At 57.9% G+C, this 26,604-nt stretch carries 28 protein-coding genes; 8 read left to right on the top strand and 20 right to left on the bottom strand.

Annotation, left to right across the window (positions count from 1 at the left end):
- Positions 1 to 26 precede the first annotated feature (26 nt).
- Entirely contained in the window at positions 27 to 815 is a 789-nt protein-coding gene (locus MUU53_RS17540) for a hypothetical protein (protein WP_162702060.1), read from the bottom strand.
- A 161-nt stretch (positions 816 to 976) separates the two neighbouring features.
- On the opposite strand from MUU53_RS17540, the gene MUU53_RS17545 reads away from it, so the two are divergent.
- Positions 977 to 2,503, top strand: a complete 1,527-nt coding sequence (locus MUU53_RS17545) for a PDDEXK-like family protein (protein ID WP_247262052.1) — start codon at positions 977 to 979, stop codon at positions 2,501 to 2,503.
- Here MUU53_RS17545 and MUU53_RS17550 read toward each other — a convergent pair.
- The 4 genes from MUU53_RS17550 to traC are packed head-to-tail and all read right to left on the bottom strand — an operon-like array spanning position 2,500 to position 5,419.
- A complete protein-coding gene (locus MUU53_RS17550; RefSeq protein WP_377307333.1) occupies positions 2,500 to 2,967 on the bottom strand; it encodes a thermonuclease family protein in 468 nt (155 codons plus the stop codon). The genes MUU53_RS17545 and MUU53_RS17550 overlap by 4 nt on opposite strands.
- The gene (gene traG, locus MUU53_RS17555; protein WP_112635354.1) at positions 2,964 to 4,925 is read right to left on the bottom strand and encodes a Ti-type conjugative transfer system protein TraG; all 1,962 of its coding nucleotides are present in this window, start codon (positions 4,923 to 4,925) and stop codon (positions 2,964 to 2,966) included. Before traG ends, MUU53_RS17550 begins: the two co-directional genes overlap by 4 nt.
- Complete coding sequence (gene traD, locus MUU53_RS17560; RefSeq protein ID WP_062428093.1) at positions 4,912 to 5,127, bottom strand: type IV conjugative transfer system coupling protein TraD; 216 nt, start codon at positions 5,125 to 5,127, stop codon at positions 4,912 to 4,914. Before traD ends, traG begins: the two co-directional genes overlap by 14 nt.
- 4 nt (positions 5,128 to 5,131) lie before the next feature.
- On the bottom strand, positions 5,132 to 5,419 hold the full coding sequence (traC, locus tag MUU53_RS17565; RefSeq protein ID WP_062428094.1) for a conjugal transfer protein TraC: 288 nt from the start codon (positions 5,417 to 5,419) through the stop codon (positions 5,132 to 5,134).
- Positions 5,420 to 5,671: 252 nt separating this feature from the next.
- On the opposite strand from traC, the gene traA reads away from it, so the two are divergent.
- Genes traA through MUU53_RS17585 form a run of 4 tightly spaced genes read left to right on the top strand, consistent with a single transcriptional unit; the run spans position 5,672 to position 11,345 of the window.
- Positions 5,672 to 8,992: a Ti-type conjugative transfer relaxase TraA gene (gene traA, locus MUU53_RS17570; RefSeq protein WP_247262053.1), complete on the top strand. Its 3,321-nt coding sequence runs from the start codon at positions 5,672 to 5,674 to the stop codon at positions 8,990 to 8,992.
- A gap of 32 nt (positions 8,993 to 9,024) precedes the next feature.
- Positions 9,025 to 9,555, top strand: coding sequence for a conjugative transfer signal peptidase TraF (gene traF / locus MUU53_RS17575; protein WP_027488991.1), 531 nt, complete (start codon positions 9,025 to 9,027; stop codon positions 9,553 to 9,555).
- Positions 9,545 to 10,705: a conjugal transfer protein TraB gene (locus MUU53_RS17580; RefSeq protein ID WP_112635360.1), complete on the top strand. Its 1,161-nt coding sequence runs from the start codon at positions 9,545 to 9,547 to the stop codon at positions 10,703 to 10,705. The genes traF and MUU53_RS17580 overlap by 11 nt, the downstream gene beginning before the upstream one ends.
- A 13-nt stretch (positions 10,706 to 10,718) precedes the next feature.
- Entirely contained in the window at positions 10,719 to 11,345 is a 627-nt protein-coding gene (locus MUU53_RS17585; RefSeq protein WP_113344519.1) for a TraH family protein, read from the top strand.
- A gap of 312 nt (positions 11,346 to 11,657) precedes the next feature.
- Here the strand turns inward: MUU53_RS17585 and MUU53_RS17590 are convergent, their stop codons facing one another.
- On the bottom strand, positions 11,658 to 11,873 hold the full coding sequence (locus MUU53_RS17590; RefSeq protein ID WP_112635364.1) for a helix-turn-helix domain-containing protein: 216 nt from the start codon (positions 11,871 to 11,873) through the stop codon (positions 11,658 to 11,660).
- A 201-nt stretch (positions 11,874 to 12,074) separates the two neighbouring features.
- Here MUU53_RS17590 and MUU53_RS17595 point away from each other — a divergent pair, with 201 nt between their 5' ends.
- The gene (locus tag MUU53_RS17595) at positions 12,075 to 12,398 is read left to right on the top strand and encodes a transcriptional repressor TraM (protein ID WP_112635366.1); all 324 of its coding nucleotides are present in this window, start codon (positions 12,075 to 12,077) and stop codon (positions 12,396 to 12,398) included.
- Here MUU53_RS17595 and MUU53_RS17600 read toward each other — a convergent pair.
- The 13 genes from MUU53_RS17600 to traI form a co-directional block, all read right to left on the bottom strand.
- Positions 12,395 to 13,099, bottom strand: a complete 705-nt coding sequence (locus MUU53_RS17600; protein WP_112635368.1) for an autoinducer binding domain-containing protein — start codon at positions 13,097 to 13,099, stop codon at positions 12,395 to 12,397. The genes MUU53_RS17595 and MUU53_RS17600 overlap by 4 nt on opposite strands.
- Before the next feature lie 324 nt (positions 13,100 to 13,423).
- The gene (gene trbI, locus MUU53_RS17605) at positions 13,424 to 14,725 is read right to left on the bottom strand and encodes an IncP-type conjugal transfer protein TrbI (protein WP_247262054.1); all 1,302 of its coding nucleotides are present in this window, start codon (positions 14,723 to 14,725) and stop codon (positions 13,424 to 13,426) included.
- 15 nt (positions 14,726 to 14,740) lie between these two features.
- The gene (gene trbH, locus MUU53_RS17610) at positions 14,741 to 15,178 is read right to left on the bottom strand and encodes a conjugal transfer protein TrbH (RefSeq protein WP_112635372.1); all 438 of its coding nucleotides are present in this window, start codon (positions 15,176 to 15,178) and stop codon (positions 14,741 to 14,743) included.
- A 3-nt stretch (positions 15,179 to 15,181) separates the two neighbouring features.
- A complete protein-coding gene (gene trbG / locus MUU53_RS17615; protein ID WP_247262055.1) occupies positions 15,182 to 15,994 on the bottom strand; it encodes a P-type conjugative transfer protein TrbG in 813 nt (270 codons plus the stop codon).
- A gap of 16 nt (positions 15,995 to 16,010) precedes the next feature.
- The gene (locus MUU53_RS17620; RefSeq protein ID WP_112635384.1) at positions 16,011 to 16,673 is read right to left on the bottom strand and encodes a conjugal transfer protein TrbF; all 663 of its coding nucleotides are present in this window, start codon (positions 16,671 to 16,673) and stop codon (positions 16,011 to 16,013) included.
- A 21-nt stretch (positions 16,674 to 16,694) separates the two neighbouring features.
- Entirely contained in the window at positions 16,695 to 17,873 is a 1,179-nt protein-coding gene (gene trbL / locus MUU53_RS17625) for a P-type conjugative transfer protein TrbL (protein WP_172891009.1), read from the bottom strand.
- 4 nt (positions 17,874 to 17,877) lie between these two features.
- On the bottom strand, positions 17,878 to 18,054 hold the full coding sequence (gene trbK, locus MUU53_RS17630; RefSeq protein WP_112635388.1) for an entry exclusion protein TrbK: 177 nt from the start codon (positions 18,052 to 18,054) through the stop codon (positions 17,878 to 17,880).
- Complete coding sequence (trbJ, locus tag MUU53_RS17635; protein ID WP_377307161.1) at positions 18,048 to 18,851, bottom strand: P-type conjugative transfer protein TrbJ; 804 nt, start codon at positions 18,849 to 18,851, stop codon at positions 18,048 to 18,050. The genes trbK and trbJ overlap by 7 nt, the downstream gene beginning before the upstream one ends.
- A complete protein-coding gene (locus MUU53_RS17640) occupies positions 18,823 to 21,279 on the bottom strand; it encodes a conjugal transfer protein TrbE (RefSeq protein ID WP_247262056.1) in 2,457 nt (818 codons plus the stop codon). Before MUU53_RS17640 ends, trbJ begins: the two co-directional genes overlap by 29 nt.
- A gap of 9 nt (positions 21,280 to 21,288) precedes the next feature.
- On the bottom strand, positions 21,289 to 21,588 hold the full coding sequence (locus tag MUU53_RS17645) for a conjugal transfer protein TrbD (protein ID WP_172891011.1): 300 nt from the start codon (positions 21,586 to 21,588) through the stop codon (positions 21,289 to 21,291).
- Positions 21,581 to 21,961: a TrbC/VirB2 family protein gene (locus tag MUU53_RS17650; RefSeq protein WP_112635405.1), complete on the bottom strand. Its 381-nt coding sequence runs from the start codon at positions 21,959 to 21,961 to the stop codon at positions 21,581 to 21,583. Before MUU53_RS17650 ends, MUU53_RS17645 begins: the two co-directional genes overlap by 8 nt.
- The gene (gene trbB, locus MUU53_RS17655; RefSeq protein ID WP_112635407.1) at positions 21,951 to 22,928 is read right to left on the bottom strand and encodes a P-type conjugative transfer ATPase TrbB; all 978 of its coding nucleotides are present in this window, start codon (positions 22,926 to 22,928) and stop codon (positions 21,951 to 21,953) included. The genes MUU53_RS17650 and trbB overlap by 11 nt, the downstream gene beginning before the upstream one ends.
- Positions 22,929 to 22,938: 10 nt before the next feature.
- Positions 22,939 to 23,565, bottom strand: a complete 627-nt coding sequence (traI, locus tag MUU53_RS17660; RefSeq protein ID WP_112635409.1) for an acyl-homoserine-lactone synthase — start codon at positions 23,563 to 23,565, stop codon at positions 22,939 to 22,941.
- 374 nt (positions 23,566 to 23,939) lie between these two features.
- Between traI and repA the strand changes: the two genes are divergently transcribed.
- Positions 23,940 to 25,157, top strand: coding sequence for a plasmid partitioning protein RepA (repA, locus tag MUU53_RS17665; RefSeq protein WP_112635415.1), 1,218 nt, complete (start codon positions 23,940 to 23,942; stop codon positions 25,155 to 25,157).
- 154 nt (positions 25,158 to 25,311) lie between these two features.
- On the top strand, positions 25,312 to 26,319 hold the full coding sequence (gene repB, locus MUU53_RS17670) for a plasmid partitioning protein RepB (protein ID WP_247262057.1): 1,008 nt from the start codon (positions 25,312 to 25,314) through the stop codon (positions 26,317 to 26,319).
- A 25-nt stretch (positions 26,320 to 26,344) separates the two neighbouring features.
- Here the strand turns inward: repB and MUU53_RS17675 are convergent.
- On the bottom strand, positions 26,345 to 26,604 hold a 260-nt coding region (locus MUU53_RS17675), incomplete at its 5' end, for a hypothetical protein (protein ID WP_247262060.1).

Below are 26,604 nucleotides of genomic sequence, written 5' to 3' on the forward strand. Positions count from 1 at the left end.
TCTCGCAAGGTGCAAGTCGCAGGGCATCATGTTTCCTTTGGCTTCAGACGATGCGTCATGCCCGATACAATCGACGACCAGCAATCAATCCCATCACAGTGCAGGCTCACCTGCGACATGGAAGCTCTGAGTTCGCGCGCCGCGGGACGTGATGAGAGAAATTCAGCCACGAATGCCTGCATCGATGCTGCCTTTGCTGTTGGCGGTAGGAATGCAAGCAGAAAACTGAAGCTCCTCAGATGGACTGCTCTGACGATTTTCATTCCAGCGGGCGTTTTGTATCCAACAAACCCGACACGATTAATGGCAGGCCTAACAGTCATGGGCACCCCGTCGTGCGCATCTTCCTCAGTTAGCTCGCTTGGATATGTCATCTCCAGGAAGAGCTTGACACTCCGCCCGATCGACTGGTTCTTTCCCATTATATAGGGCAGGAGTGGCTGAAAAAGCGCCGCATCGGAACTGCTCATACGCGCTGAGTTGTACGACATCTTCAGAAGCCATCGCTTCAACAAGTGGTAGTCGTATTCCAGCTTTACCTCCTCGCCGCGCTCGCGGATGATACTGAATTCGCGGTCGAACACCTGGCAGACGTAATTATCCAGGCTCGACAGCTCTCCGTTGTTGCAACTCGCGCAGACATCCCGAATGGTTGGCTCGTTGGACAATGCTTTTTCCAAACGCGCGATCCAAAACTTTTGCTCGCCCCCATCAAGTAGAGCGGCTACGCGTCGATGCAGGCTCGCCGGCCAAAGGTGTTCTTTGGTTCGCTTTGCATCCGTCGGTCCGCAGAATGCACATTCCCACTCGGTCACTGTTCCCACCTAAAAATTGTATTGCGCACAGCGTCGTCTGCCTGTCGGATGCGTTGCACGATCCGCCAGAAATATGCTCATCATATCCGCCTAGTTGTAAAGCGCCTGCTGCTCTCGCCAAGGCGCGAGCTGCATTGCATCGTTTCGCACAGGTTCAATAAATGAAGTCGACGACACTGACCGGCGAAGATGCCGTAAAACTGATTGAGAGCCAGATTGCTCAGCATGCCGGCGGCGTGTTGAAAGCGCTGGCGAGGTTCGAAGCTGACGCGACCGTCAGATCCTGGTTCGAAACAATCAGAGCTATGGAGGAGCTCATCAATCTGCCGGGAGAGATCGATGATGAAGTGCTTGCCTCTGCACTGTTCCATCTGAATCTCGAACCCAGGGAATTCAAACCGCGGCGGGTTAAATTCATCCTTCACTACCTCGGCTATTATTATGGTGCCGCATTCGCGGAGCGGCAGGCGTTGCTCCTACTGCAGCTTTCTCGGATGCAGAACAGCTTTGCGATGGCGGGACACATTCCCGCTGCAATAGGCCTGTCGACGGTCGCGCACGCAGTCGGTTACCTACAGTCCCGGCGCCGTCACTTGATGAGCTTGCTCTACATAATTCCACAGGCATGCAGGGGGACGGTCCGCATGCCCCATCCCGATGCGCTAGCCTGGATGCTGCCACAGGCCGAGATGAGCGGGACGACGATCACCGGGCTCTTGCAGCAACGGGCGATGAGCGAGCTCCATGATGACTTCAAGCTCTACGTCGAGCCACACGGATTCACCTCTTCCCACCACTATCATACACTCGACGAGATGTCTCTTGAGGCCGAACGAGTGCCTATCGTCGACGTAGCCTCCGACGCCGCGCCCGTAGAATATGAGCCTGTACCGTCGGATCGCGTTTTCAGTGCTGCCGAGTTGCGCAACGATATCGCACTAATGGAGGCAGCCTTCGCTGAGTTCAAACTAGAAGATACCGCTTTCGTCGGCCTGGCGAGCTTGGTTCGCGACCTCTCCTGGCAAATGGAAGACGATTTCTGGGTAACGATTTCAGCGCAAGATCTGGATGCACTCGCGGACAAGCATGGTGTCTCGCATCCACATAGACGTTTGCTGACAGCATCAAGCGCAACATTCGTTGATGCGCTCAACTGCCATGCTGCTTTCGTTCCCTTCGAGGGTGCATTGCGTGGCTCCGTCAGGTCGCTCAGCCGCTTCCTCTACAATTTCAAGAATGTCTGCCTCTACAGCAAGCGTCGATTTCAGATCCGCTCCGGCTTCATCTTCGAGCAGCGCATCAAGGATGAGCTTGTGAAGCAGGGGTTTGTGGTCCAACCGGTCAAACGGATCGAACGAAAAGAGTTCGACGTCGTCGCAACCCGCGGCGGCATCATTTTCAATATCCAATGCAAAAACAATCTGATTGATCCGTCATGGATCGATCTCGACCCGGCACGTTTCATCCGCGCAAACCGGACGCTGGAACGCTACTATGAACGGGCGATCGTCAAGGAGCGATCGCGAGAGGAACTGCTCAAAAATCACCTTGGCATGGACAGGGTGGAGCCGTTCGTGATCACCCGGTTCCCAATCGTCACAGGTAACTCGCGCATCTCCTCCCTGTCCCGCATTCGCGAGTTTGCCACCAAGGCGGATGCGATATTGAATGCCAATCCGGACGCCTAATCGCACCAACCGCGCCGCGACCCTGTCCACGGTCGTGCCAGCTTCGCAGCGATCAGCATCTCACCGATCGACTGCCCATTCCTGAGAACAATACAAAGCTTGCGGCCATATCGATCAGCGTCGCGATCGGCTGGTGCCAGCGTGAATGGTCCAGCATTCAAGAGGGCAAACAACATCTGTTTGGCGGCCATACCACTCCGTCGCTCAGCTTCACATCGCGGCGGGCTGAGTTCCGGCGCATCCACATCTGCTACTCGAACTTTCTGGCGCTGAAACCAGAACGTATCACCATCGACGACACAGTTTACCCGCCGCCCTTCGCCGCAAATCGTAAAGTCGGCTGACAGTTCGTCCGCACTCGCGCCCGCTACGCAAGTGCCGAAAGCCATCGCACCAACCGCCAGGGGGATCATGGTCTTTCCGATGAGGCCAAAGCGCCGAATGCGCGTTGCTTTTGAGTTCATTGCGGATCTGCCTCGGGCGGTTCAAGTGACGTATTTGACGATGTGGAAGAGCGATGGAACCGGTTTTGCCCGACGCAACTTTCCATATCCTTGCGTCGGAACCAGATTGCGCGGCCGCAGCGTAGCGGTGCGTTGCCGGCTGTGAACACAATTTGTTCGTCGGCGCGCATTCGCAGTACCTCATGCGGCTGTATCAGAGGCCGGGCAGCCAGCTGTTTCGAACGTGTTCGCGACGAACCGCGGGCCTGATAACTGCGGCTGACCTGGTCAATCTCAACTGTCGTCATACCGCAGCGGCGAGAGATGTAGTCGGCCGTCTCCGGGTCGTTGATCGCTGCAAAGGAAATCCAGCTTGCACTCTCGAACCACTTGCTGGATGCGTCCCGGCCACCATAGGTTTCGCGCAGCTGGCCGATGGACTGATAGATCATTGTCAGAGTGATGCCATACTTGCGTCCAGCGTCGCGGGCCGTCTCCAGGATACGCATGTAGCCAAGCCTCGCCACCTCGTCCAGGAGGAAGAGGGCACGACCCTCGATGGCGCCATCCCGGTTGTAGATGGCGTTCAAAAATGAGCCGATGATGACGCGCGCCAATCCTGCATGGGTCTCGAGCGTCTTCAGGTCGATATTGATGAACACATCGGTCTTGCCAGACGCGATGTCATCGGTTGAGAAGGCCGATCCGGACACGAGCGCGGCGTAGTTCTGGTACGACAACCAATGGGTCTCCTTGATCGCATTGGCATAAACGCCGCTGAAGGTCTCCGGCGTCATGTTCACAAAGGCGGCGACGTTCTCCTTCACAAAATTGGATTCCGAATTGTCGTAGATGTCCTGCAGTCGCTGACGCAATTTAGGTTCCGGCTCCGACAGATTTGCCCGCACCTGGCGGAGCGTTTGCTGCTCTGGCGGCGTGTGTCCGGAGAGGCAGACGTCGGCGATCATCGCCGTCAGCAGCTGGAGGCCAGATGCGCGGAAAAAATCGTCACGAACGCCGCTCGCCCTGCCGCTTTCGCTCATGATCCATGAGGCGACGGATGCTATATCCTCTTCCTTTGTGCCGCCGAACTTGCCGATCCAGTCGAGCGCGTTGAAGCCGGGGTTCGGTTGGCGAGGATCCAGGATGCGGATCCTTCGCCCTGCCCCCTCGCGATGCTGCGACACCATCGGAGCCACCTCATTCGACGGGTCAAGCACAATGAGTGTCCCGCCCCATTTGAGTGCTGTCGGGATCGTCACAGAAGTCGTCTTGAAGCCGCCGGAACCAGCAAAGACGATCCCATGGGACGAGCCGAAGGAACCATCGAAGCAAAGTAGTGGAGCCTTACCTCCATCACCCCAGCTTTCCTGATCATCTGCGCTAAACGCGCGCGTCGAAGCGCCATCGAGATCGACGCGATAGCGTTCTCCAATAACGATGCCGCCAGCTTCCGCGAACAGCCGCTCGGCCTCACTCAGCTTCATCCAGTCAGCCTCGCCATGAAGTGCGCGTTTGCCGGAAATTCGCTTGGGCTCAGGCCGCGCGAATGCTGCGTTTCCGATCACCACGACACGCAACGCGAAGCATCCGACAATCAGCGTAACTGTCGCTCCGATCATTGTCGCGGGGTCGAGATAGGCGAGGATTGATTTGTTGGCGGGAACCTTGTCGGCCAATGCAGTCAGTCGCGATCCCTCGCGCGCCGCTGCGATTATCATCGCTACAGCGCTTCCCGCGGCCGTGCTCCAGCCCACAAAGCGGATGTTCGCGGATCCCGCCGATGCGAAGAGCCAGATCAGTCCAATCGCCGCGGCGGCGATATAGGGTGTCGCGATACCGATCCTTCCCAGCATCAGGCGCGTGTCTTCGGTTTTGCCCATTTGGGATAGCCATTGCTCTACACCGGTCAACACCGTTGCGACAGCGATCATAAAGATGGCGGGTGCTATGGAGAGAAGAACTCTATTCGCTGTCATTACCGAACGCCTCCGCGCCTATCGTCGCCAGCCGTAATCTCTCACCGGTATCCGCCTTGAGACGGCTTGAAAGCTCGACTAGCGCACCAAGCAACACTGCTCGCTTCTCGAAGCGCAACCCTGCCTTCACGATCAGGCCACCAAGCTCGATTTTTTCCCGTGTGTCTTTCTTTCGGGCGTCTGCCGATGCGGTCCTTGCCATGCGTTCAAGCCTCGCCAGTGCCGCTCGAAGCATCGCTAGCCGGGTTCGCCGACGTCTGCCCGGCGATCGCAGCTCCCCTCTCCTTCCCGTTCGAGCCGCTTTTGCCTCCGCGAAAGCGTTTCGCCACCTCCTCAAACGCCGCCTGAAGCTCGGCGTCGTCGATCTCGATCTCAGCCAGGCCGGCCTTCAATGCGATGCGCCCGATCCGCTCGGCATCCCGGGTTTCGGCAGCCTTCAGCTGTTCCTGCATCTTGGCGATGTCATTCCTGATTTGCTGCGTTGATTTTCTCATTCCTTGTCTCCTTTGACTGAAAACCGATGCCGTCAGGCAGAGGTTTTCAGAGCGGAGTGCGGAACGCACTACTGTGAATCCTACAATCGCCAACGGCGATGCCTTCGTGAATGATCCCGTCCGTTCGCAAGGACGGATCCGAAGGGCGCAATTATACGTCGCTGATGCGACGCTCTGCTTTTGCCCCCTGGCGGGGCCTTCTGCTCCTCACGAACACGTTGATTTTGTTCGATCGAAGGAGCTTGCCTCGTCATGGCCGTCCCGCATTTCTCAGTCAGCATCGTCGCCCGCGGCTCCGGCCGCAGCGCGGTGCTGTCGGCGGCCTACCGGCACTGCGCCAAGATGGACTATGAGCGGGAAGCCCGGACGATCGACTACACCCGCAAGCAAGGCCTGCTGCACGAAGAGTTTGTCATCCCCGCCGATGCGCCTGAATGGTTGCAATCGATGATTGCCGATCGGTCTGTCTCGGGAGCGTCGGAAGCCTTCTGGAACAAGGTTGAGGAGTTTGAGAAACGGTCTGATGCTCAGCTTGCAAAGGATGTCACCATCGCCCTGCCGATAGAGCTGTCGGTCGAGCAGAACATCGAGCTCGTGCGGGATTTCGTGGAGAGACACATAACGGCCGAGGGCATGGTGGCTGACTGGGTCTTTCATGATGCACCAGGCAATCCGCACATCCATCTGATGACAACCTTGCGGCCGCTCACCGAAGACGGTTTCGGTTCGAAGAAGGTGGCCGTCGCGGGACCGGACGGCAAAGCGCTGCGCAATGACAGCGGCAAAATCGTCTATGAGCTTTGGGCCGGTGGGCTTGATGATTTCAACGCGTTTCGCGACGGATGGTTCGCCTGCCAGAACCGGCACCTGGCACTTGCCGGTCTCGATATCAGGATCGATGGTCGGTCCTTCGAGAAGCAGGGCATCGACCTAACGCCGACCATCCATCTCGGCGTCGGCACGAAGGCGATCGAGAGGAAAGCAGCCCGTGGGAATGGACCTGCGGGAGAGAAGGCTGCGCTCGAACGGCTGGAGCTGCAGGAAGAGCGGCGAGCCGAGAATGCCCGCCGGATTCAGCGTAGTCCAGAGATCGTACTCGACCTGATCACGCGGGAGAAGAGCGTATTCGACGAACGCGAAGTCGCCAAGATTCTGCATCGCTATGTCGATGATGCGGGCCTCTTCCAGATCCTGATGGTACGCATCCTTCAGAGCCCGGAGACGCTGCGGCTCGATCGGGAGCGGATGGACTTTGCCACCGGAGGCCGGGCGCCGACAAAGTACACGACACGTGAGCTGATCCGGCTCGAGGCTGAGATGGCGAACCGCGCGATGTGGCTCTCGCAGCGGTCTTCGCATGGCGTCCGGAAACCGGTGCTCGAGGCGACCTTCGCGCACCATGAACGACTTTCCGATGAGCAGAAGGTCGCCATCGAACATGTCGCTGGTGTTGAGCGGATTGCAGCCGTGATCGGCCGCGCCGGCGCCGGCAAGACCACGATGATGAAGGCGGCCCGTGAGGCCTGGGAAGCGGCCGGCTATCGGGTCGTCGGTGGTGCGCTTGCCGGCAAGGCGGCTGAAGGTCTGGAGAAGGAAGCGGGCATCGTCTCCCGTACCCTGTCGTCCTGGGAACTCCGCTGGGATCAGGGTCGCGGGCAGCTCGACGACAAGACGGTTTTCGTTCTGGACGAGGCTGGCATGGTGTCGTCGCGGCAAATGGCGACATTCGTCGAAGCTGTCACCAAAGCTGGCGCCAAGCTCGTGCTTGTCGGCGATCCTGAGCAGCTTCAGCCGATCGAGGCGGGTGCTGCCTTTCGCGCCATTGCCGATCGCATCGGCTATGCCGAACTCGAAACCATCTATCGCCAGCGTGAGCAATGGATGCGCGACGCTTCGCTCGATCTCGCGCGTGGCAATGTCGGCAAAGCCCTCGCAGCCTATCAGTCCAACGGCAAGATGAACGGCTCAGAGCTGAAGGCCAATGCGGTCACCAACCTCATCTCGGACTGGAACCGCGAATACGATCCTGCCAAGTCCACATTGATCCTTGCGCACCTGCGCCGTGACGTCCGCATGCTGAATGAGCTGGCGCGCACGAAACTGATCGAGCGCGGCATCATCGAGCAGGGCTTTACATTCAAAACCGCCGATGGCGTTAGAAGCTTTGCTGCCGGCGACCAGATTGTCTTCCTGAAGAACGAGAGTTCGCTCGGCGTCAAGAACGGCATGCTGGGCAAGGTCATGGAAGCCGCACCTGGTCGCATCGTCGCCGTGATCGGCGATGGCGAACATCGCGCCCAAGTAACGGTCGAACAGCGCTTCTACAACAATGTCGATCACGGCTACGCAACCACGGTGCACAAGAGTCAAGGGGCGACGGTGGACCGGGTCAAGGTGCTGGCGTCCCTCTCGCTGGATCGTCACCTCACCTATGTGGCGATGACCCGTCACCGTGAGGATCTCGGCGTTTATTATGGTCGCCGATCTTTCGCCAAGGCTGGCGGTCTGGTCGAGATCCTGTCGCGCCGGAATTCCAAAGAAACGACGCTCGATTACGCTGGCGGCATCATCTACCGGCAGGCACTGCGATTTGCCGAGGCGCGGGGCCTTCACATCGTCAACGTTGCCAGAACCGTCGCGCGTGACCGTCTCGAATGGACGGTCCGGCAGAAGCAGAAGCTCGTCGACCTTGCCGGCAAGCTTGCGGCCATCGGCGCCAAGCTCGGCTTTGCAACATCGACGGCCAGAACAGTTCCTGTTGCAGAAAAGGAGACCAAGCCCATGGTGGCCGGTATCACCACCTTCCCGAAATCGATCGATCAGACCGTTGAGGATAAACTCGCCGCAGACCCAGCGCTCAAGAAGCGATGGGAAGAAGTCTCGATGCGCTTCCATCACGTCTACGCGCAGCCGGAAGCAGCATTCAAGGCAGCGAACGTCGATGCGATGCTGCGCGACCAGTCGGCTGCGGAAAAGACGATCGCCAGAATTGCCAACGAGCCTGAAACCTTCGGTGCCCTCAAGGGCAAGACGGGCCTACTGGCCAGCCGCGGCGACAGGGCGGACCGAGACCGGGCGCTCAAGAATGTGACGCCACTCGCTGACAGCATCAGCGATTATCTCCGCCAGCGTGGCGATGCTGAGCGGCGAAATCACGCGGAGGAGCTTGCGGTCCGCAGGCAGGTCGCGCTGGAGATCCCTGCCCTTTCGTCCAATGCGAAAAGCGTGCTGGAACGCGTCCGCGATGCCATCGACAGAAACGATCTGCCCTCTGGCCTCGAATATGCACTCGCCGACAAAATGGTGAAGGCTGAACTCGAAGGTTTCGCGAAGGCGGTCACTGAACGTTTCGGAGAAAGGACCTTCCTGCCCCTGGCTGCGAAGGATGCCACCGGCGAGGCATTCCAGCACGTTACGGCAGGCATGAATGGCGCCCAGAAGAGCGAGGTGCAACAGGCCTGGAATACTATGCGGACGGTGCAGCAACTGTCTGCCTATGAGCGCAGCGCGACGGCACTCAAGCAGGCAGAGACGTTGCGCCAGACCAAGTCCCAGGGCCTGACCCTCAAATGAGGATGCGTCATCGGCATAGAGTGCTACGGCGCATGAAACGGCTCGTCTGGTTCTATCGGATCTCCAGCGTGAGCCTGTTCGCACTTGGCTTCATCGTGCTGCTCGGAGGTCAGGGCTTCAGGGTCAATCTCACACCAAGCGAGCCGCTGGGTCTCTGGCGGATCGTTAAGCCCGATCGCCCAATTCTGGTCGGTGATCTTGTCTTCATCTGCCCGCCGGACACCGACGCGCTACGTGAGGCGCGCGCGCGTGGATATCTGCGTTTTGGCCTCTGCGCTGGTTGGGTCGCACCACTGATCAAGAGGGTTGTGGCGACATCTGGACAGGCGATCGAGATCCATGACGATGTCCGCATTGATGGTCGGCCACTCCCTCATTCACACGTTGCACGAACGGACGGCCAGGGGCGTGGGATGGTGCAGTACGAAGGGGGTGTCGTTCCGCCCGGAACGGTCTTCCTGCATTCCGCGTTCTCGGGGTCGTTTGATAGCCGGTACTTCGGCCCTCTGCCGATGGAGGGCATCCTTGGACTGGCGCAGGAGGTCTGGACCTATGCGCCATGACCTTTTCCGGGCGGCTGTCCTCGTCGCGCTATCGACGAGCACTGGATGGATCGGCTGGAGCGGTAATGTGCTCCTCCTCCCGCTCGCAGCTAGCTTCCCCATGCTTTGGTCGTTGGCGCGTACGCGCCTGCAGGCAACGGCGATCTCTGCGGCCTACTTCCTCGCCGCATCGCGAGGATTGCCGCAGGGTGTGGCGAACTTCTACTCATCGGATATCTGGCCGGGTCTCCTGCTCTGGCTTATCGCCTCTTCCGCGTTCGTCACGATCCATTCTGTGCTATGGACGGATCGAAAGGGGTGGCAGAAGTCGTTCCGATACATGGCCGCATGCGGCGCAATGACGGTCCCACCATTCGGTATCCTGGGATGGGCACATCCGATCACAGCTGCTGGCGTTCTTTTTCCTGGCTGGGGATGGTGGGGTCTTTCGGCGCTGGCAGCCGGCCTTGCTATCATGGCGACGCCTTATCGGCCGGCTGCAGCCACGGCCATGATTGGCTTCTGGCTCTGGTCAGCCGCTGAGTGGACGAGGCCGATTTTACCGACGTCATGGACCGGTGTCGATCTGGAAATGGCTGCATCTCTCGGCCGTGATGCGAGCCTTGAGCAGCAAAGCGCACTCATCGAACTTGTTCGCCGTCAGGGGCCTGCTGCTATAGTTGTCCTTCCGGAGAGCGCCCTCGGCTTTTGGACGCCTACTCTTGCGCGGCTTTGGCAAAGGTCGCTCACAGAGACAGGGACTACAGTGATCGCTGGCGCCGTGCTCATCGACGCGAAGGGGTACGACAATGTGCTCGTTTCGATCAGTGCGGACAGCAGCGCGATCCTCTATCGCGAACGCATGCCCGTTCCCGGTTCGATGTGGCAACCCTGGAGGAGCCTCGTGGGAGAAGGCACCGGTGCGAAGGCGCACTTCTTCGCAAATCCGGTCGTAGAGCTCGACGGCTTCAGGATTGCGCCGCTGATTTGTTACGAACAGCTGATCGTCTGGCCGGTTCTCCAATCTATGCTGAACGATCCCGATGTGATCGTTGCCGTGGGCAACGGCTGGTGGACATCAGGCACTTCGATCGTCGACATCCAGCGCACGAGCGCCAGGGCCTGGGGTCGCCTTTTTGATAAACCCGTCATTTTCTCATTCAACACCTGACCGGAAAAACGTCATGCTTGATGTAGCCCTTGTCGAAAAATGTGCCGACCCATCGCTGACGCCGGCGATCGTAGAGCAGTTCGTGGCGGCGGCAGGTTCCGACGATCCTTTGGCGATCACCGTCAAGTCCGGTGGACGCCTGGTTCTTGTTCCGACACCAGCTTCCCCCGAAGCGGCGCTCAAGATCATCAGAGAGTATGTGGGAAAGGCAAACGTGCGGGTGGGTCTTACCCAATACCCCGCAGGCGCTGGCATAACAGACATTGCTCAGCTGGATGCTGCTCTCGTTGACCCCTGCGAGAACCTCAAGCGGGGGACGGCTCTTTTTGCGAAAGTAGCCCGTATCGTCACGAAATGGTACGGCAGTCCAACGAGTAAGGAGGTCATGCCGCAGCTGATCGATGATGCGATCCACGCCTGGAGAACAGGAATATTCGAAGGCACGCAAGTCTTTCAAGCTGATGATCCTGGTGGCGCGACGTTCCTTCGCGGCAAGCCTTTGCCAAAAATGCGACTGGAAGGAAACGTGGGGCTGGAAGAGGATACTGGTGAGATCGCCGCTACGCCGCCTGGCGCAGCGACAGACGCTGCATCGGCTGAAATGCGCATCGATCTTTCAAGGATCGGCGGGAAAAACTAAAACGAGAGGTATGCATATTGGGCAATGATGTGCTGCAATATTTCCTGCCTTCGTCAATCAGCGGCCTCCGAAGACTGTTTCCTCATTGAGATGCGCACCTTCCCCCGCCTATATCGATTTTGACGGCAGTCTATCCTCCTCCCAGTCGCTGCTTGCCAATGAAAGCCTGCCGCAACCTCCCGCGGCAGGCTTTTTTAGCGAGCTTTCTATAGCTGATGTTTTCCGGTTGCCTCGGCAATCCGCTCAGGATGAAAGCCGCTAGCCGCAATAGCCAATATTGCGAACTCCGTTGTTTACGGACCTCCTCTCGCATCACCGGACAGCTCGGGTTACGAGTTCTGCGGGTTCTACACCCAAAGCGTGCGAAATTTGCCCAAGCACGGTTACACTGGCGGAGACATGCCCTTGTTCGATCTTTCCGATGTAACGCACGCTTAAGCCTGCCCGATGGGCCAACTCTTCTTGCGTCATTTGCTTGTCATGACGGACCCGACGCAGGTTAATTGCCATGACTTCCTTGAGATCCATGGCAAGAGGGGAGCCGCAATAAGAATGATCGTTCCAGGAACGATAGTTCCGATTCCGCCGCTGAGATGTTAAAGGTGAAAGGATATAAGGGTTTCGGTTGTTACGAGACGGTTCGCGCTGGCCGATTTCGTGCGTCGGCGCCAATCCCTCGATTTGGTGTGAGCAGGTTTTGATCTGGAATAGATTGGTCTAATAAAACGAATGAAAAAAGACGCGTCATCCGCCAAATCGCAGAAGCTGGCTTTCGGCTGTCCCTACAGTGCCATGCCCAAAGCTGAACTTGAAGCTTTGGCCGTCGAGCAGATTCGAGAGCAACGACGGTTGATGGCCGCTGACGAAGCTGTCTACGAGGAATGGCTGCGCGCCAGCAATAATCCGGATACGCCAGCCGATGTTATGAAAAACCTCCAGGATGAGTATCTTACCCGGCAGGGAAAAGCCGAAGCCCAACAAGAGCAATTGTCGAGCATTCTCGATCTGCTTGGATATGTGCCAGAGGTCAGCGACGATAGCCGTAACGACTAGAGAAGCCCCCGATCCTTCACCATTGCGATCAGTTGGGGCAGAGTCTGCGCATCGAATTTGCGTCTGGCGTTGTCAAGGTAGTGCTGAACCGTCCGGGGGTTAATGCCAGTTAGCATCGCGGTATCAGGGGTATTCCTGCCTTTTGCTGCCCACATCACACATCGAAGTTCTCGTGGCGAGAGTGCCTGCTTTGGATTGAGAACCGTCGATGCGCCGATCATTCTCAGACGGTAGTGAATGGCCATGACGATCTGAACGGCGGTCCGGTCATCCAAAAGGCCCGATACATTGACGGATCTTTCGCTCGACGCGAAGGTCAACATGTGCGTTGTCCCGAAGCTGCCGTTCACAGGAATGGTAACACCCGAGCGGATTCCATTATCTATGGCTTCGTCCCGAAATCGTCTTAGATCGGATGCGCCGCGGGCCGGCCAGTCGTCACATTTCCAATTAAAAACATCGCCACGCCGTTTTGCTTCCGTGATCACGGGGTCGATTCGAGAATAGTTTTTGACAAGATAGTCCTTATTCCACGGCTCTGGATATGTGTTGAAGGTCCTTATGTCCAAACCTTCGGTATGGAGGTAGGCGAACTGTTTATAACCGTGCGCGTTTGCGAAGCTTTTTACTGCTCCCGTCACCATCTGCTCATCCTGGGCCACTTCAAGCATGTCGATCAGCGTTTGAGCAGCGGCGTCCATGGACGTTTCTCCTGATTTCAGGGCTGGTAGTCGGCTGCGGTTCTCCCTGTTACGGAGGGGATCTGCAGGCCATTTTGCAGCTTCGCGAACTGCCAGCCGGGACTTCGGATCTTGAACGAGACATGGGCACGTTCATGTTTTTTTAGTGCGACATCCTGATTGTAAATTGCTATCGACCATCAAGGTTCGCGATTTAGGTGTAACGGATATTTCGTCTCCTCGAAAAATGACGAAAATATGAAAGTATTTGCAATTGAGTTGATTGTCTGAAGCCTCTTTGTCCTGACAGCTTCCTGCAACGCTCTTTCCACTTGATGTCGATCGTCATTGATCACGGTAGGCAGACGGGAAGATGATATCCTGATCGACCAACACGTTGAATTTGTAGCCTGGCCGGATCCTGATCGTCGGCTGCACGTTGAGATTTTTCGAGATTGTCTGCTCGGCTACTCTGCCGAAGCTCTCGGCAAAGTTTCGTCGTGCTGCATCGGAAGCCGTATCCTGTGTTGCCAGCGTCGAACTCTCCGGCATCGACATATCGATCCCCGTGCCGATGATGGCAACGAGCGCGGCAGAGCCGAACGTTCGCCAGAGATGCCGATCGACCTTGTCCTTGAAACCGCCATACCCCTCGGCATCCGTGCCGGACATGCCGCCGATCTGAAGTGTCGAGCCATTTGGGAAGATCAGGTCGGTCCAGACGACTAGCACGCGCTCCTGCCCGAACGACACCTTGGAATCGTAGCGACCGAACAGCTTCGCCCCCTGCGGGATGAGCAGTCGGTAGCCGGTGGCGCTGTCATAGACGTTCTGGCTGACCTGCGCTGAAATCCTGCCGGGAAGATCCGAATTCAAGCCGGTGATCATCGTGGCAGGGATAACGGATCCTCGCTTCAACTCGTAGGGCGAGAATTGCGGGACGACCTGGTTCGGCAGGTAACCAAGATCCTTGATGTCCTGATTGAAAAAATCCTCCTTCGAGGTCTGCCCGTTTTGATCGACGTTCTGTCCGAGTAAACCGGACTTCATCGCAGCGCTGTAAAGGTCGGATGCACTGTTCGTCGTGGCATTGAGCGGTTGGCGGGCGTCGGTCCTGGTTCCGGAAGCGCTCTTCTGGACCTCGGAAACGTCAACCTTGAGCGGAGAATCGAGCGCTGTTGCCCGTGCCTGGAGGCTTGCCATCCTCTGACGCTGCGCTTCGCGGAGAATCTGCTCGTCCTGTTCCCGCTTCAGCCGGGCCTTCCACTCGGCTTCTGGCTCGAGTTGCGACCGCCGCTCCGTCCGAACTTCATTCTGCCGCTCTACGACGGCCTCTCTCACCGGCTCGCGTTCGACAACGACGGGCGTCGGCTGAAACACTTCGCGTTGCTCCGGTTCGCCTATGATCCCGTCCGTCACGCCTCGTTTCAGCTGATCGCCAAACGTTGTTGCCGGAGACGCGGAGGTGCTGTCGAGCTCATTTCCGCGGTTAAAGGAGAGACCGCGCCACGACAGGCCGACGATCACGACGCCGAAGAACAAAACGATGATGACGATCGCGACGATGATCGGCAGGCGATTGAGGCGTCGCATACTCTGTTGATCGTCAGCATTGCCCGCCGTGCCGAGCTGGAGCGATTGAACCATGGTCTCCCCTCCTCCTCAGTTGCGCTGCATGATCGAAAGCGGACTGGCCGGCGTCGCGCCGGCTGAGGTGGCCGTGTAGGCGCGTCCGAGCGCGACGGCCGGTGTGCTGACACGCGCAAGAACCTGTCCGTCGAAACTGTCGATCGACCACGCAACCTCGACAGGCTTCTGATCTTTTCCGACCTTGCCGTCGGCGATGACAGTGTATCCCCATCCCTTCAGCGCGGCCTCGAGCGCTGCGGCATATTCTGAGGTGTCCTTGGCCATTTTGAGCGTCGTGGTGCCGGCCGGGCCCACCTGTTCGGCAAGGCGGCTTGCCATGTCGCCGGCGATTGCGCTTGCAGTGGCGCCCGTGACAGAAATCGGCGTGGAACTTGTGGTCAGAGTTTCATCCGCAGTCTGGCAACCGGAAAGAACGGCGGTGATGATGATGGCGGCGATGGTCTTGTTCATCCGTCAACCTCCTCGCCGGATTGTGATCTTCTGCTGGCGCCAGCCGACCCCGGAGACGAGCACGGCCTTTTCCACGGCGTAGTCGACGATCATCATGTCGTTTTTCATGCGGTAATTCACGATCCGGTTCTGGCCACCGCTGACAACGAACAGGACAGGCGCGTCCTGCCCTGAGATCGACCGCGGAAACTGGATGTAGGTCCTGGAGCCATCGGAATAGACGCGCTTCGGCCGCCATGAGGCGCTACCACTGACCGAATAGGAGAAGTTTAGCTTGTCCGGAGCGGCTCCCGGAATGCCGCCGGTCTCAAGCCGGGCATTGATGTCGGCCAGCTTGGTCGACACGTCTTCTGGGTACTCAAATCCGATGCGGGCCATGTACTGGCTGGGATGGGATTTGAGCTGTATATGGTAAGTCCGCCGGGACGTGGTGACGACCATGGACGTGACGAGGCCGGCCTCCGACGGCTTGACAATCAGGTGGATCGCCTGTCCGCCGGTCGCCCCTGATGTCGCCGGCTCGACCTTCCAGCGTACGGTGTCACCGACAAGCACATCACGGACGATTTCGCCACCCTGCAGCTCGATATCGCAGACCTGAAGCGGTGAGCACACAACGGAGGGCTGGGTCTCACCGAAGAGGAAAATAACCTTTCCATCGGGACCGGTCGTTACCAGACCCGGCGTGCCCCGCCATTTCCGCGAGATGTTGGTCCCCTTCACTTCGTTCGACGTCATGCTCTGTGCCATCGCGCAGCCCGCAAGGACGAGCCCGGCCATGCAGCCGGCGGCCGCGATCAATCCTGTTTTGTGCATGTGAATTCCCCTGCCCTTAAAGCTGTGCGGTCCAGTCGAAGTCCTGGACATAAAGACCGATCGGGTTGAGGCGGATGATCGCCTCGTCCTGTGGCGCGGTGAGCGCGACAGTCGCGATGCCGCGAAACCGGCGCGTGCCGATTTCCTTGCCCTTGCGGTCGCGCTCGTATTCGGTCCAGTCGATCTGGTAGGTCTGGTTAGACAGCGCCACGATGTTGTTGACCTCAATGGCGACTGTCGATGTCTTGGCCTTTTCGAACGGCGAATTGCCGCGAAACCAGGCATTGATCTTCTGGGTCGAAGGATCGGACGTCCTGAGAAGCGCGTAGGTCCGGTCGATGTATTGCTTTTGCACCACGGCATCCGGCGTGATCGATTTCAGGCTGGTGATGAAGTTGCCGAGCGTTGCGCGAACGACCCGGGCATCGGCGTACTCGATCTGCTGGGGGAAGCCTGCTGTCACCGAGGTGCCGAGCTTGTCGACCTCAACGATGTAGGGCACCAGCTTGACCTGCGTGCTGAGATACATGGCATAGGTGAAGCCAATCACGGCCATCGATAGCCCAAGAATGCCGACGATCCTCCATGCGCGTGCGGCCTGGACATAGGATCCATATCGTTCCGTCCATTCCTGCCGCGCGGCAAGGTAAGGGCTGTCGGGCGGCCGGTTTGCTGCCATCGCTTGTCGCCTTTCTGATGATTACTTGTCGTTTCGTTCGGGTGGCGTCTTGGGGCCGGATTGACCGGTGCGGCTCTGATCGAGCTTGGCGTTGGCGAGTCCCATGATCGAGCCGGCATAGGCTCCGGGCGAACCGATCGCCTTTTCCTTGGCGGCCGAGCCGGCCGCCTTCCCAGCCGACCCGATACCGGCTCCCATCCCGCGAAGTGCTGCGCCTGCAATAGAGGATCCTGCGGCGCGTGCGGATTGAGCCGCCGCGGCGCCAGCTCCGACCGCCCCCGCTGCGAGCGACGCTGCTCCAAGTGCAAATGATGCAGCCTGTCCACCGTGACGGATGGTTTCCATTCCACCTGTGACCGATGCTCCTTGAACAACGCCTTGGATAATGTTCGGGACATACATGGCGATAATGAAGACCACGACCGCGATCCCGGCGATCGCTAATGCGGTCTGAAACTGGTCCCCGACGTCGGGCCGGTTCGCTAGGCCTATCAAGACTTCGGAGCCGATCCGGGAAATCATGACCAGAGCCATGAGCTTCATGCCGACTGAGAATGCATAGATGAGATAGCGGATGGCGAAGTCCTTGGTGAAGGACGAGCCTCCCAATCCGAGCATGATCATTCCCGCGAGCAGACCGAGATACATCTCGACCATCACGGATACGAAGATCGCGGCAACGAGCGAGAATGCGATCACCGTTACGACCATCGCAAAGGCCGCCGAAATGGCGAGCGCGTTGTCCTCGAACAGCCCGAATTGCACTTTCTCTGACATCTTGGTCGCGACGGTCAGACCTGCGTTGAACACATCGGCTGGCGAAGCCGTGCCTCCACCAGCGCCGATCTGAAATAGACTATCGACGACCGCCTTCGCGAAGGTCGGACCCTGCGCGAGAACGAATGCGAAGAAGCCCACGAACATGATGCGCCGGACCAGTTCAGCAAACCAGCTGTCGAGCGACGCGGCCTGAAGCGCCAGCCAGACCGCGGCAATACCGATTTCGATCCCTGCGAGAATCCAGAACAGCGATCTCGCCGCATCCATGACGGTGGTCTCCCAACCTTTTGCGGCAGTAGTGATCTCGTTCTGGAGGGCCGTTAGGACCGACCCCTCCTGCGCAATTGCGGGTTGGAACGACACGACGATGAATGCGACGAGCACCGTAATGCCCCTGATCGTTTTGAGCTCAGAGGTCATGCGCCTACCACTCGATCTTCATCTTCTCGCCGCCCGACGTCGGATACTCCCTCGTCGACCCAAAGAACTTTTCGTGCCGCTCTCGCGCTCCCTGTCTCTCTGAGATCAGGAACCACAGGCCTGTTCCTCCAACAGAGATGATTGCGGCGAGGATGGCCAAGATCAGTTTCGTTCTCACCATTCCACCTTCATCTTTTCGCCGCCGGATGTTGAGGGAGCCGTTGATTTGAAGAATTTCTCACGCCGGGCCTGCGCGAGGTCCTTGTCCGTCTGCTCGGTTTGGAGCCATGTCCCCATCATCGTCATTTGCTGCGAGACAAGACCACGCAGCTTCTGCATCTGTGAAACCTGCTGGGCGGCAATCTGGTGTCCGACCTGGAGGGCCTTCATTTGGCCGTCGGCCGACTCCGACATGGATCGCAGCGAACTCATCGTACCTTCTTCCGTATCGAACTGATCCGCTGTCAGGCTCGCCGCCTTCAGCGTGCTGCCGATCGTGTCCCGGTTTGTGTCTGACCAGGATTGGTAGGTGCTCGAGAAGGATACAGCATTCGGCAGATTGGTTTTCAGATCCGCATAGCTCTTGAACCGCTGCTGGAGAACGTCGTCGGCATTGCCCATCGAGAACGAGATGCTCTGCCCCTGATCGACAATGCTGCGCAGTCGGTTGAGATCGCTCTCAACCTGGCCCCAGATATGATCAGGGAGCTGCGCCGTGTTCTGCAGCATGTTCTCGTAGATCTTCAGCTGATTTTGAATCTGTTCCGCGAGTTGGGTGATCTGCGTCAGCTGGTTATCAACCTGCAGGCCAGAGCTTTTCAGAAGGTCGATGAGCTGCGCATTGTTGGCGAGCTGCGTCCATTCGGTGGCCGCGCCCGTTGCAGATCCCGCATGGGCGGAAGCAATCGGCGACAGCGCGATTGCCGCAGTCATCGTTGCGACGATCCAGCTACCGGACGTTGAGGTGCGACGTGGCATCGTGAACTCCTCTCGATTCAAGCCAATGGGCTGGCCATTCCTGGCCGTGTTCCGCCTTCAGCGCGCGGATCCGCTTCAGTTCTTCCTTTCCAGATGCTCCGACAAAGCTCAGTGCCACCGGCCCGAGCGACATATCGAAGAGCCGCCGTCCGTCTGGCGTGGCGACGTAATACTCGCGCTTGGCGATGGCGCTTGAGACGATCTCGATCTGGCGCTCATTGAACCCGATCCGCTCGTAGAATTCCCGCGTGCCCGGCTCGCGCGCAGCGCCATTCGGCAAGCAGATCTTGGTCGGGCAGGACTCCTTCAGCACGTCGATGATGCCGGAGCGCTCAGCGTCGGAGATGGATTGCGTCGCCAGAACGACGGCGCAATTGGCTTTGCGGAGAACCTTCAGCCATTCCCGGATCTTGTCGCGGAACACAGGATGCCCGAGCATCAGCCATGCCTCGTCGAGGAGGATTAGACTAGGCGAGCCGTCCAGCCGCTTCTCGATGCGGTGGAAGAGGTAGGTTAGGACAGGCACCAGATTACGCTCGCCCATATTCATGAGCTGCTCGATCTCGAAGCACTGAAACGCTCGAAGCGTCAGGCCATCTTCTTCGGCGTCGAGAAGCTGACCCATCGGGCCATCGACTGTGTAGTGATGGAGCGCATCCTTGATTTCGCGCATCTGCACGCCGCTGACAAAGTCCGACAGCGACTTTCCGGGTGCTGTGGCCATCAGTCCGATCTGGCGCGAGATCGCATTACGATGGTCCGGCGTGATGGTAACGCCCTGCAGGGCGACAAGCGTCTCGATCCACTCGGTCGCCCATGCCCGATCGCCATCTGTCGAGAGATCGAATAGGGGGCAGAATGCCAAGGCCCTTCCCTCCCCGCTCTGGTCGTTGCCGATATCATAGTGATCGCCGCCGGCAGCGAGTGTCAGGGGAAGGAGCGAATTGCCCTTGTCGAAGGCAAAGATCTGGGCGAACGCATAGCGGCGGAATTGCGCGGCGATAAGGGCCAGGAGCGTCGATTTTCCCGATCCAGTTGGCCCGAATATCAGCGTATGGCCGACATCGTCGACATGCAGGTTCAGACGAAACGGGGTCGATCCTGAGGCAACCTGCATCAGCGGCGGCGAGTTCGGCGGATAGAAGGGGCATGGCGCCACCGGATTGCCCGACCATACCGAGTTCAACGGGACGAGATCCGCCAGATTGCTCGTATTGATAAGCGGCTCACGGACATTGGCGTACCAGTTCCCGGGCAGGCTGCCGAGAAACGCATCTGTCGCGTTCAGGGTTTCGACACGCGCTCCAAACCCCTCGGCTTGCACCAATCGACGGATAGCTTCCGCCTTTTCCTGCAACGCTTCGCGATCCTCATCGAACAGGATGACGACCGGAGTGTAATAACCGTATGCGACAAGCTGGGACGAGGCCTGAGCGATCGCGTCCTCGGTCTCGGCGACCATCGTTATCGCATCCTGATCGATCGATCTGCTTTGCGTCTGAAACAGCTGATCGAAGAACGGGCGGACCTTTTGCTGCCACTTCTTTCGTGTGCGTTCGAGCTTCTGGCGCGCCTCTTCCGCATCGAGGAAGATGAAGCGCGACGACCAGCGGTAGGTCAGCGGCATCAGGTCGAGATTGTTGAGGATGCCGGGCCAGCTCTCCGCCGGTAGGCCATCAATGGCGACCACCGCGAGGAATCGGTTTTCGGCCTTTGGCGTTAAACCATGCTCCAGCTCTGCCGTTGCCAGCCAGTCGAGATACATCGGGACTTCGGGCAAGCGAACCGGATGGCTCTCCCCCGCGATGCAAAATCGAACGAACTGCAGGAGGTCGTCATAGCGTGCGACCCGCTCGCCTCCCCTCTCGCGGACCTCCCGGGTTTGCATGCGGGCGATCGACAGGGTGTTGGCCAGATACTGTTCTATCTCCCGAATGGCGTTGTGGAACACTGATAGCACCGTGTCGGCATAGGATTTCTTCCGGCTCTCCTCGTCCGAGTAGATGTATTTGGCTAACGCCGTCTTCTTCGACTCGAGAGGCCGATAGGTGAGTATGATCGCGTGCTTGCTCTCGAAATGCCCATGCTCCCGCTCAAAATGGATTCTGCGTTCGGCATCGATCGCACGGGTGACAGGGTCTGGAAAATGGCACTGGTCCGGCGTGGGATAGTCGACTGTCGGCACCCGGATGGCTTCGACCTGGATCATCCAGCCCGTTCCCAGACGCGACAGGATCGCGTTGATCTGCCGGGAGAGCTCGTTGCGTTCGAGGTCGGTGGCACTTTCGGAGTCCGGGCCCGCGAAATACCAGCCAGCCATCAGGCTGCCGTCCTTCAGCAGCAGGACGCCGTTGTCTACAAGGCCGGCGTATGGAACCAGATCAGCGAACGAGGGACCGGTCGCGCGGAATCGTTTGAGGGCAACCATCAGGACACCTCAGTATCTTCGCCACGGCGCGGCCGTTGGCCGGTAGTGGGGCTTGTAGGAAATGTGACGGGCATAGACCTGCCGCATCAGCGGATCGGATTTGGCCATCATGCGAAGCAGACCGACGATGACGATCCAGACGGCCACACCGAAGAGCGCCGAGTAGACCGTCAGGACAACGAAGATCAGGATCACGGCGGCGAGCCCGGTGATCAGCACCAGCTCGCGGTCGGCGCCCATCAAAAGGTTCGGACGCGACAGCGCGCGATGAATGCGATTTCGTTGCAGTCTTGAGGCAGCTTCAGCCATCTGTGCCCTCCCCTGATTTTATAGCTGGGAAGGTAGAGGTGACTTTCTCCGAAATGCCGATCGATGCACCGGTGGCGCCAAAGAGGCCGACGATCGTCGTCGCACCGAGCAGAATGCCGGCGACCAGGACGACGTACATCAGCCTGCGCGCGAAATCGTTGAGTTCGCCGCCGAAGATTAACATACCGCCAGCGATGGCAACGGCTGCGAGCGCGATGTATCCAGCGACTGGACCTGTGATCGATTGCTGGATCTGCTCCAGAGGACCTTCCCAAGGAAGGCTGCCACCACCTGAGCTCGCCATCGCCGGCACCACGAAGGCAAAATGAGTTGCTATTACTGAAAAAGCGAAAACATTGGTCTTACGCAACATGACGGGCTTCCTGTTCTTCCGTAAGGTGCTCGGACTGGATTTCGTATTCGCCTTTGGCAAAACGCTCGACGGTTATGATGTCACGGACTCTCCTGCCGCGGGGCGTGCGCTCGATCGAAACGATGAGGTCAACGGCCTCACCAATGACTTCATGCATTGGCTGTTGGCTTGCCTCTGCCGTGAGTTGTTCAAGCCGGCGGAGTGCGGACATGGCGGTGTTGGAGTGGATGGTTGCGACGCCGCCCGGATGCCCTGTGTTCCAGGCTTTAAGAAGCGTGAGGGCTGCGCCATCGCGCACCTCGCCGACGACGATGCGATCAGGTCGAAGGCGCATCGTACTTTTGAGCAAGCGGGCCATATCAACGCTGTCACTTGTGTGGAGAAGAACGGCGTTCTCGGCGGCGCACCGGATCTCCGCCGTATCTTCGAGGATCACCAGTCGATCCTCTGGCGCACTTCTTACGATTTCGTCGATCACTGCGTTGGCTAGCGTGGTTTTCCCGGAGCCGGTCCCGCCTGAAATGATGATGTTCAATCGCGAGGCGATCGCGCTTCTGATCGTTCCTGCTTGCAGGTCTGTCATGACGCCGGTGCGAACATAGTCATCGAGCGGAATGAGACGTGAGGCACGCCGGCGTATAGTGAACGCCGGTTTTGCAACGATGGGAGGCAGCAGGCCTTCGAACCGGTGCCCCCCGATTGGCAGCTCACCGGAGATGATAGGTTGATTGGTATCGACCTCGGACTGAAGAGCGTGCGCAACAGTCCCGATGACCATCTCCGCCGCAGCGGATGACATTTCCCCGGCAGGCGCTACGCCGTGACCAAGCCGTTCGATGAACAGCTTGCCGTCTGGATTGAGCATGATTTCAACGACATTACTGTCGTCGAGCGCGACGCATAGCTGATCGCCTAGCGCCTCCTGGAGCTTGCGTACAAGTCTTGGATGGGAAAGAAGCTGGGTCACGTGGCTGTCCTCAAGCGGCCTTGTGGAAGGAAGTAGCGATGAGCGACCGATAGTGCGGTGGCTGCAACCGCTGGAACGAAGCGCGGTCTGCGGGGAGAACGCCTGCAATTGCCGTGGTGACGCCAATCTTTTGAGGTGTTCCCAGTCGTTGCAATGGCCATCCGACACGGGAGAGGATCCGCTCAAACCGCAGATCCGTCACGGTGACGATGTCGCTAAAGCCGTTGACGATTGACCACTCGATGATGCCAGCAAACATTGCTTGCGTGACGTTGTTGATGGAGCTCTGCGCACTCGATCCTTGCGATTGCGTATCGACGCAAAAACGTGAGCTTTCGATCATTGCGGCGTGAGCAAAGAGCCTCCCATCTGGAAGAAGTGACGGGAAAATCTCCTGGATCATTGTCGGCCCGGTGGCGGGTAGAAGCCGTGCGCAGCCATGGACACGATCGTCACCCCCGACAGCTAGAATGTATGTTGGACGTAGATCATCGAATCGATCCATCTCCATCCCGTCATCAACGTCGACTTCCCATCCCAACCGGTCGGCGAAGACTTTTGCCCGGAGGGCGTGCTGGGCAGCGAGCAGTCTCTCTTCTTTTGCGGTTCGAGGTGTCGAAATCGCCAGTAGCTGCATGGATATCTCCGTCGATGTTGAGTCGATTGAGATATGTGCACGGATCGGAACCGAGCGGCAGTTGTAGGATTCGACAAATGAGAATCGCGCTGAGTCGCGGTAGACATGGCGACCGCATGCGTTTGGCAGAGAAATCGACTGCTTTACGGGTTCGGCAAGTTGCAGGATTCACAATAAAACAAATGAGGAACAGGAAGCTACAAGGGAGATGCTAAGTTACTGTATAAAATACGTAATCTGTTTGGGTTACCGTAGTTGGCAATGCGTCGATTAAGGTTTCGTTAACCATTAAGTCCTTGCCAAGAAACTGGTTGCAGGTATCGTCACGGTAAACAGGCCGTTTCGGCTTAAAATCCGTGATAAGAGAGATCATCGTGAGCGTGGCTAAAAACGTGAATAGGCACAGCCTCCCAAGTGCTGATGAAACGATCGGGGCGCAGGCTGAACTCCTGAGCTCTCAGCTTCAGTCTATGAGCGAGGCGCTGTTCCCGCCGACTTCACAAAAGGTCCTCCGTAAGTTTACGTCGGGTGAAGCTGCTCGTTTGATCGGAATATCTGATTCCACGTTGCGCAAGATGACGCTGGCTGGTGAAGGACCGCAGCCGGAAACTACGAGTAACGGGAGGCGCCTATATAATCTCAGTGAGATCAACCAGATTCGTCGACTGCTCGCCCAATCGACACGCGGTAGAGAGACGATAGAATTTGTCCCTCACCGTCGCCCAGGTGAGCATCTGCAAGTCCTTGCCGTCACCAACTTCAAAGGCGGGTCCGGCAAAACGACAACGACAGCTCATTTGGCACAATTTCTGGCTCTCCAGGGCTATCGCGTTCTAGCCGTCGATCTCGATCCACAAGCCAGTCTTTCGGCACTGCTAGGCGTTCTTCCGGAATTGGATGTCGCGTCAAACCAGACTCTATATGCTGCAATTCGTTACGACGAAGAGCGTCGCGCACTTTCGGAGGTGATCCGGCCAACTTACTTCGACGGCCTGGATCTCGTCCCAGGTAATCTAGAACTGATGGAGTTTGAGCATACGACGCCCAGAGCGCTCAGCGCGGGGGCTTCAGGCGAAACGCTGTTCTTTGCACGAGTGGCGGCGGCGCTTGACGAGGTTGCCGACAACTACGACGTCGTCGTGATTGACTGCCCTCCTCAGCTCGGCTTCCTAACGCTCAGTGGATTGTGCGCAGCGACTGCGATGATCATCACGATTCATCCGCAGATGCTCGACATATCGTCGATGAGTCAGTTCCTTTTGATGACGCGTGATCTGCTCGGTGTAGTGCGGGATGCTGGCGGCGAACTCAAATATGATTTCATCCGCTACCTATTGACCAGATATGAGCCTCAAGACGCTCCTCAAACGAAGGTCGCGGCTCTGCTCCGTAATCTTTTTGATGACTACGTGTTGACGAATCCCATGCTGAAGTCTGCAGCGGTATCGGACGCCGGCCTGACCAAGCAGACCCTCTATGAGATTGGTCGTGAGAACATGACTCGCTCCACCTATGATCGGGCGATGGAGTCGTTGGAGGCGGTCAACTCGGAGGTTGAGACATTGATTAAGCAGGCTTGGGGTCGGGCATGAGTACCCAATTCGGTTCTCCACATAATGATATCGCGGATTGTTGGGAGCTCCCAACCATTCCGATCAGCCCATCTTCCCAGAGTGTTGAACCGCGTTTGTTGGGAGCTCCCAACAGCGAGCCAATTGATCGGGACTCTCATCCTGGAGTAAGTTCATGAGCCGCAAGGATTCCATCGACAACCTCTTCATGAAAAAGCCGGTCGTCACCGCATCGTCACCGGCCAGGTCTCCTGATCGGGTGCGCACTGGTGCAATATCGGCGATGGGGTCCTCACTCCATGAAATGGCGGAAAATGCCAAGCAAGTAACCAAGCTGCAGCAACAATTGGCCGAAGGTGAACCGGTCGTTTCCCTCGACCCGTCTGCGATCGATAACTCAAAGATAACTGATCGCATACAGCTCGAGGTCGACCCCGATTTTGAGGCGCTGGTAGCAAGTATTGCTGAACATGGGCAGCAGGTGCCGATCCTTGTTCGTCCAAATCCTGAAACTGCGGGGAGGTTTCAGATTGCATATGGACGACGCCGTTTGAGAGCTGCCGAACAGCTCGGGCGACCTGTCCGAGCAATTGTTAAAAGTCTTTCTGACAGCCAACTCTACATTGCCCAAGGCCGGGAAAATCTGGATCGGAAAGATCTATCCTTTATCGAAAAGGCCTTTTTTGCACGAAATCTGGAGGACGGTGGGTGCGACCGCGCCACTATTATTTCTGCTCTCGTTACGGATAAAGCGGATGTGAGCAGATACATTGCGGTGGCCCGACGATTGCCGGACAGTGTCGTAAACTTGATTGGCCCCGCGCCCAAGGCGGGACGCGCCAGATGGATGGCTCTGGCCGAACATCTTGCAAATCCATCAATGGTCGAAGCGGCCCAGCAGATTCTAAGAGGATATGTTGAACAGCGGCTAGACAGCGATGCGCGTCTTAGTGGCTTGCTGCGTGAGTTGTCCGGGCACCCCAAGGTAAGCAAAAAGAGATCTGAGTCGACGGACGTTTGGAGAACTCCGACGGGTAAGCGCGCAGTGAGCATCGAAGCGAACGATGGCAAGACGTCCATCGTTTTCGAAGAAAAGGCTGTTCCAGCGTTCGCCAAGTTTGTGTCAGCGAGACTGGATGAGCTTTACGAACAATTTCAAAAACAGAATCGCGATGGGGATTGATGATGAATTGAGCCGCTGGACTGTTTCACGGTGAAGCAAAATCGGCAAAGAAAAAGCCCTCCGAAATGAATTCCGAAGAGCCTTCTCCACTTTGGTCGGTTGAGAGAATCGCACTTCTCAGAATCCCCGTCAAGAGTCTTTGACGTCGTTCCGGCGAGCGTTTTTCTGTTGCCTTTCGAAAGGTAGGAAAATGCATCCCGAAAATGTAACGACGCCCTTTGGGCGGCGGCCGGCTGTGCTTGCTCTTGTAAAGAGGCAGCTCCAGACGTCCGAGACGAAACCAAG

It is taken from the genome of Affinirhizobium lemnae (assembly GCF_022968395.1).
Taxonomy (GTDB): Bacteria; Pseudomonadota; Alphaproteobacteria; order Rhizobiales; family Rhizobiaceae; genus Neorhizobium; species Neorhizobium lemnae.